The 14,284-nt window shown below is 59.6% G+C and carries 9 protein-coding genes; 8 read left to right on the top strand and 1 reads right to left on the bottom strand.

Features of this window, described 5'->3' with window-relative positions; translation table 11 throughout:
- Window positions 1–43: 43 nt before the first annotated feature.
- The 8 genes from tssE (at window position 44) to K0H48_RS27240 (ending at window position 13,777) form a co-directional block, all read left to right on the top strand.
- Complete coding sequence (gene tssE, locus K0H48_RS27205) at window positions 44–559, top strand: type VI secretion system baseplate subunit TssE (protein ID WP_219270106.1); 516 nt, start codon at window positions 44–46, stop codon at window positions 557–559.
- Window positions 556–2,415, top strand: coding sequence for a type VI secretion system baseplate subunit TssF (gene tssF / locus K0H48_RS27210; protein WP_219270108.1), 1,860 nt, complete (start codon window positions 556–558; stop codon window positions 2,413–2,415). Before tssE ends, tssF begins: the two co-directional genes overlap by 4 nt.
- Entirely contained in the window at window positions 2,379–3,422 is a 1,044-nt protein-coding gene (tssG, locus tag K0H48_RS27215) for a type VI secretion system baseplate subunit TssG (RefSeq protein WP_138813282.1), read from the top strand. Before tssF ends, tssG begins: the two co-directional genes overlap by 37 nt.
- Complete coding sequence (gene tssH / locus K0H48_RS27220) at window positions 3,415–6,072, top strand: type VI secretion system ATPase TssH (protein ID WP_219270110.1); 2,658 nt, start codon at window positions 3,415–3,417, stop codon at window positions 6,070–6,072. Before tssG ends, tssH begins: the two co-directional genes overlap by 8 nt.
- 188 nt (window positions 6,073–6,260) lie before the next feature.
- A complete protein-coding gene (locus K0H48_RS27225) occupies window positions 6,261–8,201 on the top strand; it encodes a type VI secretion system Vgr family protein (RefSeq protein WP_219270112.1) in 1,941 nt (646 codons plus the stop codon).
- 15 nt (window positions 8,202–8,216) lie between these two features.
- The gene (locus K0H48_RS27230; RefSeq protein WP_138449941.1) at window positions 8,217–8,651 is read left to right on the top strand and encodes a DcrB-related protein; all 435 of its coding nucleotides are present in this window, start codon (window positions 8,217–8,219) and stop codon (window positions 8,649–8,651) included.
- Window positions 8,652–8,663: 12 nt separating this feature from the next.
- Window positions 8,664–13,106: an RHS repeat-associated core domain-containing protein gene (locus K0H48_RS27235; protein ID WP_219337438.1), complete on the top strand. Its 4,443-nt coding sequence runs from the start codon at window positions 8,664–8,666 to the stop codon at window positions 13,104–13,106.
- 8 nt (window positions 13,107–13,114) lie between these two features.
- The gene (locus K0H48_RS27240; RefSeq protein ID WP_219337439.1) at window positions 13,115–13,777 is read left to right on the top strand and encodes a hypothetical protein; all 663 of its coding nucleotides are present in this window, start codon (window positions 13,115–13,117) and stop codon (window positions 13,775–13,777) included.
- Between the two features lie 89 nt (window positions 13,778–13,866).
- Here the strand turns inward: K0H48_RS27240 and K0H48_RS27245 are convergent, their stop codons facing one another.
- Complete coding sequence (locus tag K0H48_RS27245) at window positions 13,867–14,142, bottom strand: HU family DNA-binding protein (RefSeq protein ID WP_003213368.1); 276 nt, start codon at window positions 14,140–14,142, stop codon at window positions 13,867–13,869.
- Window positions 14,143–14,284 lie beyond the last annotated feature (142 nt).

A 14,284-nucleotide genomic window follows, 5' to 3' on the forward strand; every position in this document is an offset into this window, starting at 1 on the left:
TGGCACCTTGTCCCTCTCTTAGCCCGTCCGTGGAGCTGCTTTGGTGGTAACTGAAATCGCTTCCCGCGACCGTCTGCAACCGTCCCTGCTGGACCGGCTGACCGACGACGACCCGACCAATCCCAAGGAAAGCGCCGATAAACGCGTGCTGTCCCTGACCCAATTAAAAACCTCGGTGCTGCGTGACCTGGCGTGGTTGCTTAACACCACGTCGCTACTCGACGCCGATGCGACGTTGCACACCCAAGCCGGTACTTCGGTGGTCAATTACGGCCTGCCGGCGCTGGCGGGCAATAGCGTTTCCAGTGTGGATATCAAAGCCCTGGAAGCCTTGATCTACCAAGCCATCGCCACCTTTGAGCCACGTATTTTGCGCCACACGCTGCGCGTCAAAGCCCGCGTGGGCCATGGCGAGATGAACCACAACGCGCTGAGTTTCGAGATCGAAGGCGACCTGTGGGCGCAGCCGGTGCCGTTGCGCCTGCTGCTGCAAACCGACCTCGACCTGGAGTCCGGGCATGTGCGTGTCGTCAATGCCGACCAGCGGAGGCGCCCATGAACCCGCGCCTGCTGGAGCTGTATAACCAGGAACTGCACCACGTGCGCGAAAGCGCCGCCGAGTTCGCCAAGGAATACCCGAAGATCGCCAGTCGGCTGACGTTGTCCGGCATGGACTGCGCCGACCCGTATGTCGAACGCTTGCTCGAGGGCTTTGCCTACCTCACGGCCCGGGTGCAGCTCAAGCTCGACGCCGAGTACCCGACCTTCACCCATAACCTGCTGGAAATCGCCTACCCGCACTACCTCGCGCCCACGCCGTCGATGACCGTGGTGCAATTGCAGACCGACCCCGACGAAGGCTCGCTGGCCAGCGGTTTCCCGTTGCCGCGCGACACCGTGCTGCGCGCCGCACTGGGCCGCGAAACCCAGACCTGCTGCGAGTACCGCACCGCGCACCCGGTGACGCTGTGGCCGTTGCAGGTCAGCAATGCTGAGTACTTCGGCAACCCTGGCGCCGTGCTGGGACGCCTGGCCGCCAGCGAACCCAAAGCCAAGGCGGGTTTGCGCCTGACCCTGCGCACCGGCGCCGATTTGCAGTTCAACAGCCTCGACCTCGACAGCCTGCCGCTGTACCTCAGCGGTGCCGATGAGCAGCCGTTTCGGCTCTACGAACAATTACTCGGCAATGCCTGCGCGGTGTTTGCCCGCAAACCCGGTGGTGATTGGGTCGAGCGCCTGCCGCAAGACGCGTTGCGCTCCCGTGGTTTTGATGACGCCGATGCGGCCATGCCGGTGGTGGCCCGCGCGTTTCAGGGTTATCGACTACTGCAGGAATACTTCGCCCTGCCCCACCGCTTCCTGTTCGTCGAATTCGCGCAGCTGAGCCGTGCGGTCAAACGCTGCGACGGCCAGGAGCTGGAGCTGATCGTGCTGTTCGACCGTCATGAGCCGAGCCTGGAAGGCAGCGTCGGCGCGGCGCAGTTCATGCCGTTCTGCACGCCGGCAATCAACTTGTTTCCCAAACGCGTGGACCGTATCCACCTGTCGGACCGCGTCAACGAACACCATGTGATTGCCGACCGCACGCGGCCGATGGATTTCGAGATTCACTCGTTGAGCGGCATTACCGGCCATGGCACTGGGCCGGAGCAGCCATTCCTGCCGTTCTATGCGGTGCGCGATCCATCCCGCTACGGCCGCGATCAGGCTTACTACACGCTGCGCCGCGAGCCTCGGGTGTTGTCCAGCGACCAACGCCGTAACGGTCCGCGCTCTACCTATGTGGGCAGCGAAACCTTCGTCAGCCTGGTCGACAGCCAGCAAGCGCCCTACCGCCATGACCTGCGCCAGCTCGGCGTGACCGCGCTGTGTACCAACCGCGATCTGCCGCTGTTCATGAGCGTGGGCAATGGCAAGACCGACTTCACCCTGGCCGACAGCGCGCCGGTGTTGTCGGTGCGTTGCGTCGCCGGGCCGAGTCGTCCGCGTGCCAGCCATGCCCATGACGCCAAGGCCTGGCGCCTGATCAGCCAGCTGTCGCTCAACTACCTGTCGCTGAGCGAACAAGGCCAGGGCGCCGGCGCCTTGCGTGAACTGCTGCGCCTGTACGGCGATAGCAATGATGCGGCGCTGCAATTGCAGATCGAAGGCCTGCGCGAAGTCAGCAGCAAAGCCGTGACCCGGCGCCTGCCGATGCCCGGCCCCATCGTGTTTGGCCGTGGCCTGGAAATCACCCTGGAATTCGATGAAAACGCGTTTCGCGGCACCGGCGTGTTCCTGCTCGGTGCGGTGCTGGAACGCTTCCTGGCACGTTACGTGTCGATCAACAGCTTTACCGAGACGGTGATCCGTACCACCGAACGCGGCGAGATCATGCGATGGAAAGCCAAGCCCGGGCGACGTCCGACCCTGTGAACACACTGGATGCGATGCATCAGGAGCCCTGGGAATACGATTTCTTCCAGGCGCTGCGGCGTATCGAGTGCGAATCGCCCGAGCTGCCGCGCCTGGGCCATTCCCTGCGTCTGGCGGATGACCCGCTGCGCCTCGGGCAACAGGCCGATTGCACCTTCGCCCCAGCCACATTGGCCTCGGTCGACCCCGGCGGTGATGGCAAACCGGCGCGGCTGGAGCAGTTCTTTTTCGGCCTCGGCGGCCCCAATGGCCCGCTACCGCTGCATATCACCGAGTACGTGCGTGAACGCCAGCGCAACAACGCCGACAGCACCAGCAAACAGTTTTTGGATGTGTTCCACCATCGCCTGCTCAGCCTGTTTTACCGAGCCTGGGCCGAGGCGCGGCCGACGGTCAGCCATGACCGCCCGGATGATGACTACTGGTCCGCGCGCCTCGCAGCGCTGAGTGGCCGAGGCATGCCGAGCCTGCTGAATCAGGGGCTGATTCCCGACACGGCGAAGCTGCATTACAGCGGCCACCTCTCGGCGCAAACCCGCTACCCGGACGGCTTGAAGGCCATTCTCAGCGAATACTTCGGCCTGCCGGTAGCCATCGAAGAATACGTCGGCCAATGGCTGGAACTGCCCGAACGCAGCCGCGTAAGCGTCAGCGCCAACCAGCTGGGCGTGGACTTTTGCCTGGGCCGCCATGTGTGGGATCGCCAACATAAATTTCGCATCCGTTTAGGCCCGCTCAAGCTGGACGATTACATGGGCATGCTGCCCGGCAGCCAGCCGTTCAACGAGCTGGTGGCGTGGGTGGCCGAGTACTTGGGCCATGAACTGGACTGGGACTTGAACCTGGTTTTGCAACAACCCGAAGTCCCAAAGCTGCAACTCAATGGTCAGTTCCGCCTGGGCTTCAACACCTGGCTTGGCCAACCCAAGCATGACGCCAACGACCTAATCCTGGCCCGGCACTACGCCGACCACGCCACCACCTCAAGGAATCCAGAGCATGGGTGAAATCAGCCGCGCCGCACTGTTCGGCAAACTCAACAGCGTGGCCTACAAGGCCATCGAAGCCGCCACCGTGTTCTGCAAATTGCGGGGCAACCCGTATGTGGAACTGGCCCACTGGTTTCACCAGTTGCTGCAACTGCAGGACTCGGACCTGCACCGCATCATCCGTCAGTTCAACGTGGAGCCGGCACGCCTGGCCCGTGACCTGACCGAAGCGCTGGACCGCCTGCCGCGCGGTTCGACGTCGATCACCGACTTGTCGTCGCATGTGGAAGAAGCCGTAGAGCGCGGCTGGGTCTATGGCAGCCTGATGTTTGGCGAAAGCCAGGTGCGTACCGGCTACCTGGTGCTGGGCATTCTGAAGACGCCGAGCCTGCGCCATGCGCTGCTGGGCTTGTCATCTGAGTTCGACAAGATCAAGGCCGAGGCCCTGAGCGAACGGTTTGACGAATACGTCGGCGATTCGCCGGAGAATGCGCTGAGTGCCAGCGATGGCTTCAGTGCCGGTGCCGTGCCAGGCGAAGCCAGCGGTGCCATGGCGCCGAGTGCGATGGGCAAGCAGGAAGCGCTCAAGCGCTTTACCGTCGACCTGACCGAACAGGCGCGCAGCGGCAAACTCGACCCGATCGTCGGGCGTGATGAAGAGATCCGCCAACTGGTGGACATCCTGATGCGCCGCCGCCAGAACAACCCGATCCTCACCGGTGAAGCCGGTGTGGGCAAAACCGCCGTGGTTGAAGGGTTCGCCCTGCGCATCGTCGCCGGTGACGTGCCGCCTGCGCTCAAGGATGTAGAACTGCGCAGCCTCGACGTGGGCCTGCTGCAAGCCGGCGCCAGCATGAAAGGCGAGTTCGAACAGCGCCTGCGCCAGGTCATCGAAGACGTGCAGGCCTCGCCCAAGCCGATCATTCTGTTTATCGACGAAGCCCACACCCTGGTAGGTGCCGGTGGCGCCGCCGGGACTGGCGATGCCGCTAACCTGCTCAAGCCTGCGCTGGCCCGTGGCACCTTGCGTACCGTGGCCGCCACGACCTGGGCCGAGTACAAAAAACACATCGAGAAAGACCCGGCCCTGACCCGCCGCTTCCAGGTCGTGCAGGTGGCCGAGCCGTCGGAAGACAAAGCGCTGCTGATGATGCGCGGCGTGGCCTCGACCATGGAAAAACACCATCAGGTGCAGATCCTCGACGAAGCGCTGGAAGCCTCGGTGAAACTGTCGCACCGCTACATCCCTGCGCGCCAGTTGCCGGATAAATCCGTGAGCTTGCTGGACACCGCCTGTGCCCGCGTTGCCATCAGCCTGCATGCTGTGCCAGCCGAAGTGGACGACAGCCGCCGCCGCATCGAAGCGCTGGAAACCGAGCTGCAAATCATCGCCCGTGAGCATGCCATCGGCATTGCCATTGGTGCGCGTCAAACCAACAGCGAAACGTTGCTGAGCGCCGAACGCGAACGCCTGGCGACCCTGGAAAGCCGCTGGGCCGAAGAAAAAACCCTGGTTGATGAGCTATTGGCAACTCGCGCGACCTTGCGGGAAAAGGCCGGCGTGGTAGACAGCGGCAACGATGAACTGCGCGCGCAATTGGTCGACCTGCAACAACGCCTCACCGCCCTGCAAGGCGAAACTCCGTTGATCCTGCCAACCGTGGACTACCAGGCCGTGGCCTCGGTAGTCGCCGACTGGACCGGCATCCCGGTGGGCCGCATGGCGCGCAACGAGCTGGAGACGGTGCTCAACCTCGACCAGCATCTGAAAAAACGCATCATCGGCCAGGACCATGCCTTGCAGATGATCGCCAAGCGCATCCAGACCTCCCGCGCCGGGCTCGATAACCCGAGCAAACCTATTGGCGTGTTCATGCTCGCCGGCACCTCGGGCGTGGGCAAGACCGAAACCGCCCTGGCCCTGGCCGAAGCCATGTACGGCGGTGAGCAGAACGTCATCACCATCAACATGAGCGAGTTCCAGGAAGCCCATACGGTGTCCACACTCAAGGGTGCGCCACCGGGTTATATCGGCTACGGCGAAGGCGGCGTGCTGACCGAAGCGGTGCGGCGCAAACCCTACAGCGTGGTGCTGTTGGACGAGGTGGAAAAAGCCCACCCGGACGTGCATGAGATCTTCTTCCAGGTGTTCGACAAGGGCGTGATGGAAGACGGCGAAGGCCGGGTGATCGACTTCAAGAACACCCTGATCCTGCTGACCACTAACGCCGGTACCGAGCTGATTTCCCAGGTGTGCAAAGACCCGGCGAACATCCCCGAGCCGGAAGAAATCGCCAAGGCTTTGCGCCAACCGCTGCTGGAGATTTTCCCGCCGGCACTGCTGGGTCGTTTGGTGACGATTCCGTACTACCCATTGAGCGACGAGATGCTCAAGGCGATCACCCGCCTGCAACTGGGCCGCATCAAAAAGCGCGTGGAGAATACCCATAAAGTTGCTTTCGATTACGACGACGCGGTGGTCGATTTGATCGTCTCGCGCTGCACCGAGACCGAAAGCGGCGGGCGCATGATCGACACCATCCTGACCAACAGCCTGCTGCCGGACATGAGCCGTGAATTCCTCACGCGCATGCTCGAAGGCAAGGCGCTGGCGGGTGTGCGTATCAGCAGCCGGGATAATGAATTGCACTACCAGTTCAACGATTGACCTGACGGAATACGATCAAAACTGTGGGAGCGGGCTTGTGTGGGAGCCGGGCTTGCCCGCGATGCAGGCACCTCGGTGTGTCAGGCACACCGAGGTGATGCTATCGCAGGCAAGCCAGCTCCCACACAGGCCAGCTCCCACAGTTGGATACGGTTTCTTCAGTTATTTAGGTATTTACGGGACTACCGATGCTATTCAACCAAAGCTCACGCCTGGCCAAAATCTCCAGCCCGCTCGGGCCGGATGTGCTGTTGCTCAATGAAATGGGCGGCGGCGAGGAGCTGGGCAGGTTGTTCTACTATGAGCTGCGACTGACCTCACTGGACGCCAACATCGACCTTAACCAGTTGCTCGGCAAGCCGATGAGCGTCAGCGTGCAGTTGGCGGACGGTGGCGAGCGGCACTTCCACGGCATCGTCGCGCGCTGCAGCCAGAATATCGACCAGGGCCAGTTCGCCAGTTATCAGGTGACCCTGCGCCCGTGGTTCTGGCTGCTCAGCCGCACCTCGGACTGCCGGATTTTCCAGAACCTGAGCATCCCGCAGATCATCAAGCAGGTGTTCCGCGACCTGGGTTTTTCCGACTTCGAAGACGCGCTGAGCCGCCCGTATCGCGAGTGGGAATACTGCGTGCAGTACCGCGAGACCAGTTTCGATTTCGTCAGCCGCTTGATGGAGCAGGAAGGTATTTACTACTTCTTCCGCCATGAACAGGACCGCCATGTGCTGGTGCTGGCCGATGCCTATGGCGCTCACACCACGGTGCCGGGCTACGCATCGATCCCGTACTACCCCAAGGACGAACAGCAGCGCGAACGCGACCATATGCACAACTGGCACCTGGCGCAGGAAGTACAGCCGGGGTCGCTGGAGCTTAACGACTACGACTTCCAGCGCCCCAGCGCCAGCATCGACGTGCGCTCGGCCATGCCGCGCCCGCACACCGCCGGCGACTACCCGCTGTACGACTACCCCGGCACCTACGTGCAAAGCGCCGATGGCGAACACTACGCGCGCACCCGCATTGAAGCCCTGCAAACCCTGCATGAGCAGATCGAGTTCAGCGGTAATGCGCGGGGCTTGGGCTCGGGCCATTTGTTCAGCCTCACCGGCTTCAGCCGCCAGGACCAGAACCGCGAATACCTGATCGTCGGCTGCCGCTATGTCATCGTCCAGGAAAGCCTGGAAAGCGGCGGCGGCTCGGGAGCGGCGCAGTTCGAAAGCAGCCTCACCTGTATTGACGCCCAGCAAAGCTTCCGCCCGCTGGCCAGCACCTATCGGCCCATTGTCAAAGGCCCGCAGACTGCACTGGTGGTCGGCCCCAAGGGCGAGGAAATCTGGACCGACCAGTACGGCCGCGTGAAGGTGCATTTTTACTGGGACCGGCACGATCAATCCAACGAAAACAGCTCGTGCTGGATTCGTGTGTCGCAGTCCTGGGCCGGTAAAAACTGGGGCTCGATGCAGATCCCACGGATCGGCCAGGAAGTGATCGTGAGCTTTCTGGAAGGCGACCCGGACCGGCCGATCATCACCGGGCGCGTCTACAACGCCGAGCAGACCGTGCCTTACGACCTGCCGGAAAACGCCACCCAGAGCGGCATGAAAAGCCGCTCCAGCAAAGGCGGCACGCCGGCGAACTTCAATGAAATCCGCATGGAGGACAAGAAGGGCCTGGAGCAGCTGTATATCCACGCCGAGCGCAACCAGGACATCGTGGTGGAAGTGGATGAAAGCCACTCGGTGGGGCATGACCGCAACAAGAGCATTGGGCATAACGAGACGGTGACCATTGGTAATAACCGCCTGCGCATCGTCAAGCAGGAGGACATCCTCTCGGTGGGCCAAAGGAAGACCGACAGCATCAGCCAGAGCTACGTGATTGAAGTGGGCGAGAACCTGCGGCTGGTCTGCGGCGAAAGCATTCTGGAGTTGAATGCCAGCGGGCAGATCAACCTCACCGGCGTGCAAATCAGCTTTTACGCCAGCGGCGACGCCGAGTTCAACACCGGCGGCGTGCTGCACCTGAACAACGGCGGCGGACCCGGTGCCACGCCCGATGGCCAGGGCCAAAAAGGCGCTATCGACGCCAACATTAAAGCCGCGTTCCCCGCGCCTAAAAGCTCCTGACGAGACCTGTTTGCCATGACGTACCGAATCAACGAATTTCAGTTTCAACTGCCCGCCAGTGAGTTGCAGGACGCGACGATCAATATTCTCAAGTTTCCTGAATTGGGGACTTCCTTGATCGTCAGTCGCAGCTTGCTGGCAGAAGGCGAAACCCTGCACAGCAACTTCGATGACCAGCTCAAGCGCCTGGAAAAACAGGTGCAGGATTTGCGTTTCCAACCCGGTGTGGATGTGCGTTTAGGCGCGGCTCAGGAAGTGGAAGGCATTGAACTGCGAAGCCAATTCAACAAGGGCAATGACAAGGTGTTCCAGTACCAATTAGCGCTGGTGCTGCCGGGGACGCGCAAGATGCTCGCGTTAAGTTATGTGAAGGCGGACAAGCTAGGGGATGCCGAGGCGGCACACTGGGCATTGATCAAAAACTCACTGTCGTTCGACGCTATTTCCTGATGAGCTGCCTGCATGTCTGACGCGTTATGGGCCGCCCGGATGGGCGATGCGCTGACCCACACCTCCATGATGGCCGATATCCTCGGCGGTGTGCTGGAGGTGGCAGCCAACGTGGCGATTACTGCGCTGGCGACTGCCGCTGTCGCAGCGGCCGTGGGGGTGACGATTGCTACCGCCGGTATCGGCGGCTGCATCCTCGGCGCGGTGGTGGGCATCGTCGTCGGCATGGCCATGAGCAAGACGGGGGCCGACAAGGGCCTCAGTAAGATGTGCGAGAGTTTCGCCAATGCGCTGTTTCCGCCGGTAGTGGAAGCCACCATTGCAGTCGGTTCGACCGACACCTTCGTCAACAGCATTCCGGCTGCGCGGGCCGCGGGTGCAACTCCCTCCCATGTCGCGCCCGCCGGGACCGAGCTGGAGCCCGACGAACCCGAACCTGATGTCGAAACTGCGCCAGAGCCTGGCTTCCTCGACATGGCCGAGGGATTCTTCTCTCAACTGTGGCGCCCTACCGTTGCGTCGCCAGCACCCGGTGTCGTGCCGCTACCCACCGACCTGGTCCTATGCGCCCGCCACCCGCCAATGCCCCCGCAGCTCCTTGCCGAGGGCTCCGATAAAGTCACTATCAACGGCCAACCCGCCGTACGCAGTGGCGACCGCAGCATGTGCGATGCGACGGTGGTTTCTTCAGGCCTAATTTCATCAAACGTCACAATTGGTGGCGGTACGGTAGTGGTGCAGGAGATTCGCAGCGGCAAGACGCCCGGTGTGGGGCTGGCGATTGAAGCCCTAATGATGCTCAAGGGCGCGAAGGGGAAAACGCTGAGTAATTTGCCCTGCATGTTGCTCAGTGGCGTGGGGTCTTACGCGGTGAGCCAAGCCATGGGGGCGATGGCAAACGCTGCGATGGGGTCGCCCAACCCCGTGCATGCGGCAACAGGCGCTAAAGTTCTGGGCAGCGATTTCGACTTGGACTTTTCCTTGCCTGGATTGTTGCCGATTGACTGGCAGCGCTTCTACAACAGCCGCGACGTTCGCCGCGATGGGCTGTTCGGTGCAGGCTGGAGCGTGCCTTATGAAGTCGCCGTGCAGATACTGTCTCACCCGGATGGCGGGGAAGAGCTGATCTATACCGATGAGCAGGGCCGTCGTATCAACCTGGGCTCAGTGGCGCTGGGTAGTGCGATGTTCAGCCCGGGCGAAGGTTTGAGCATTCGGCGCCACCGTAACGGGCAGCTATTGATTGAAAGCGACAACGGCCTGTATCGGCTATTTGACGTCTCCCCCGGCGACGCTTCGTCGCTGCGCCTGAGCCAATTGGGTGACCGCAACGACAATCGCATCTATCTGGACTATGACGCAGCGGGTCAACTGATGGCGCTGCGCGACACATTTGATCTGGTCCGAGTCGAGTTGATTCGCGAGCAAGGCCGTTTCGATCGGATTGAGCGGCTGTATCCCGATCATCGTCGGGAAGTCCTGGTCAGCTATGGCTACGACCAAGCCGGCGACCTGGCAGAAGTACGTGACGCTACGGATCAGGTCCAACGGCGCTTCGCATACGACGCCGGACGTCGCATGGTGGAGCATCAACTGCCTACCGGGCTGCGCTGCTTCTATGAATGGGGCTTGATTGAAGGCGTCGAGTGGCGTGTGACAGGTCACTGGACCAATGAAGGCGATCGCTATCATTTCGACTATGACCTGAACGTAGGAAAGACACGTATCACCGACGGCTTACAGCGGGTAAGCACACGCGTTTGGAATACCCAATATCAGGTTACCCAGTACACCGATAATCTGGGGCAAGCCTGGCTCTTTGAATGGAATGACGAACGCCAACTGCTCAGCGCAACAGACCCGCAAGGCGGACGCTATGAATACTGCTATGACGAATCTGGCAATTTAATCAGCGAAATGGACCCTCTGGGTCGCCGCGACACAACCCTTTGGCTTGATCATTGGGCATTGCCGTTAGTCGAGACTGACGCCGCCGGCAACAGCTGGAAATTCCTGTATGACCCGCGAGGCAACTGTATCCGTGAGACCGACCCTCTCGGCAACATCACACGCTATCAGTACGACACTCACGGTCAGCCTGTTGAAATCATCGATGCCACCGGCAGACGTAAAAAACTCCGCTGGAACCAGGCAGGGCAACTGATTGAGCACGTCGATTGCTCAGGCTCGCCCACACGGTTCATTTATGACGCACGCGGACATTTGCAGGCTATCTCTGATGCACTGGGAGAGCGGACTGAGTTCAATCACGATACGCAGGGCAGACTGATTGGGGTGCAACTGCCGGACGGTCGGGAGGAACACTATCAGCGCGATGCCAGCGGACAACTGGTCGGGTACACGGATCCCGCCGGCCACAGCACCTTTTACCAATACACACGACGCGGTCAGGTACGGCAACGCACTGATGCCCACGGTCGTAACGTGCAGTTTGGATACGACGCTTATGGCCGCCTTCTGTCTCTGACCAACGAGAATGGCGAAAGCTATCGATTTTCATGGGATGCAGGCGATCGCCTAACCGAGCAACAGGATCTGGATGGCAGTTCCAAACGCTATGAACACGATTGCCTGGATAATGTCATCCAGTTTGAAAGCGTTCCCTCACCTTACGGCAGCGGGACCGGGCTAGTAACGGAAATAGCCACCAAACCCATTGTTCATCGCCTCAAGCGTGATGCAATGGGGCGATTGAGCGCCAAGACAACCGATGATGGCCACACCCAATACACCTACGACATGTTGGACCAACTGACTGGCGTCCACTTTATGGACACGAGCGGCCAGTCACAGACACTAGCGTTCTCGTACGACGCTCTCGGGCAGATGCTGGAAGAACAGAACCAAGCGGGTTCGTTGCAACATCACTACGATGAATTGGGGAACCTGATCCAAAGCAAACTGCCCGACGGGCGCTGGATCAATCGTCTTTATTATGGCAGCGGCCATCTGCATCAAATTAACCTCGATGGCCAGGTCATCTGCGATTTCGAGCGCGACCGGCTGCACCGCGAAGTACTGCGCACACAGGGCCAGATCAGTACCCAGAGCAACTACGATCGTTCAGGACGCCTGCGTGCACGGCAACGCCTAAAGACCAGCCCGGGTGCGCTGGGAGCGACATCGTTACAAAAGCAGTTCGAATACGACGCGGCAGATAATCTGATCACTCAGTTAGACCGGCACCCTTCGAACCAAGCTCGCCAGTTGCTGCACTACGATGCCACCGCCCGGATTATTGCCAGCCAAGACAGCGGACTGGGGCAGCACGAAACCTTTTCCTATGACGCCGCCGCCAATTTATTGGATGGGCCTCCAACCGGTAGCGGACGGATTGTGCATAACCGTCTGCTGACTTACCAAGACAAACGTTATCGCTATGACGGCTTTGGCCGAATGGTCGAAAAGCGAAGCGGTCATCGTGGTGTACAGCACATGCGTTATGACGCTGAGCATCGTCTGATCGAAGTACGGAACCAGAACGGCAATGTGGTCCGCATGACCTACGACCCGCTGGGTCGACGCATTGAGAAAAACGAAACGAGCAGCGACGGGTACTTACTCGGGTCAACACACTTCAGTTGGGATGGCTTACGGCTCCTGCAAGAACACCGAAACAACCAGACCAGCCTCTATCTGTATGAAGAGGACGGTTATGAGCCATTAGCCAAGGTCGACGGCATAGGCGCTCAGCAAAAAATCCGCTACTACCATAACGATTTCAATGGACTCCCTCTTGAGCTCACTGAAGCCGACGGCCAAACACTGTGGCAGGCTTCCTATCGAGTATGGGGAAACACCATACGGGAAACCCGTGAACCGTCTTACATTGAGGAGCAAAACCTCAGATTCCAAGGCCAGTACCTGGATAGAGAAACGGGGCTTCACTTCAATACCTTCCGGTTTTATGACCCGGATATTGGCCGCTTCACGACACCGGATCCTATCGGGCTACTGGGTGGGCTCAATTTGTACGCCTACGGTCCCAACCCGATCACCTGGATAGATCCACTAGGATTGTCCTGCACAAGCAAAAAACCTACAGCAGCCAGTCTGTCGGATAAGGATTTCGTCAAAAAAATTGCCAGCAAGGCGGAAAAATGGGGCGTTAAAAACAAACATGGTGCTGCAGGTACTGGTCCGGTCCAAGGCAGTAAAAAGCACACCTACGCCGACAAATTGCTAAATCGCTATCAGCGCATGACCGGTCAAAAGACTCACTTGGCAGTGGAGAAATCCTACTTGAAAGGCGTCGAGGTCCCGAAGGGAACCGCCGGCAGCGCGCGGCCAGATGTTTACAACAAGAACACCGGGGAAGTACTGGATTACAAGTTCACGAAAGACCCGAACGGGCCGATTAGCAGTCGACAACAGACCAACAATAATAATAACCTCCCGATAAAACCACCTTCACAGACAGCGATACACCCCTGAGACACCTTATGAAAAAAATGACGGCCACTGAAAAAAAGGCAATTACCCAAGACTGGAAAGAAGTAATGGGGACGTATGAGATATATAAGCCCCTTCACTTGTTAAAGCGTAACGGCCCTCTATTGACCGGCATTTACCTCAAGCCTGTTTATGGTGAGGAACACTATGTTCCGGTCTACCATACTCACTCATTGATGATGTCCTTCCCGGTGGTCTCGCTGGTTGCGCCAATATCACTCTTAAACAGCAAAGGTATTGAGGAATCGATAAGCCCATTGCGCCACTCAAACAAATTCGAAGAACTTGTTGAACGTTTTCGATCGCAATGCCCTACCGCGTTCCTCGATACACTTTCATGCACCCTGTTGGACTCTATTTATCAAACTACTGTAGCCGGCGCAGACAACTTTCCAGTACAGGCCATGACCGACAATATATTGTTATTGGCCTGGTGCAAGAAGCGTGAAATGGCCCACGAACGCATCGAGTATTACAAGTCCATCCTTCAAGGATGGCCGGATGGAGTGACGCAACGTGTAGGCGGAGCAGCGGGCTGGGAGCGTGAAGTTAAAACGCTGATGGCCCCGGAGCATCTTGAGAGCTCCGTCGCACAAGAATTAAAGAAGTTTAAGCTGAGCCAATTGCCGGATCACTCGCTGGTGTGTGATTAACCAGCAAGGCCCTCACAAAAAATGGGCACCCAACCCAGTCGGCGTGCCCATTTTCTTACCCACCCGCCTCCCTTCAGACGGTCCTGCTCTTACGGGTTGACGCTGTCTTTGAGCGACTTGCCCGGCTTGAATGCAACGGTGTTGCTCGCCTTGATTTTCACTGGCTCGCCGGTTTGCGGGTTTTTACCGGTGCGGGCGCCGCGGTGGCGTTGCAGGAAGGTGCCGAAGCCCACCAGGGTGACGCTGTCTTTGCGGTGCAGGGCGCCGGTGATTTCTTCGAGAACGGCGTTGAGAACGCGGTTGGCCTGTTCTTTGGTCAGGTCTGCTTTTTCTGCAATAGCGGCTGCGAGTTCTGGTTTACGCATAAGTGAAGCCTCTTTGACGGTTTTTTGTTGTTATGTCCGTGCTGCTCTCTGGTGGAGCAGCGCCCAAGGCGCCGCAGGCTCTACTCTGCGGCAGACGGGAGTGAGGATGGCATGCCCTCGCACGCTCCGCCAGTCTCGCGGC

The sequence above is a fragment of the Pseudomonas sp. Xaverov 259 genome, from assembly GCF_019352915.1.
In the GTDB taxonomy this organism is placed as follows: domain Bacteria; phylum Pseudomonadota; class Gammaproteobacteria; order Pseudomonadales; family Pseudomonadaceae; genus Aquipseudomonas.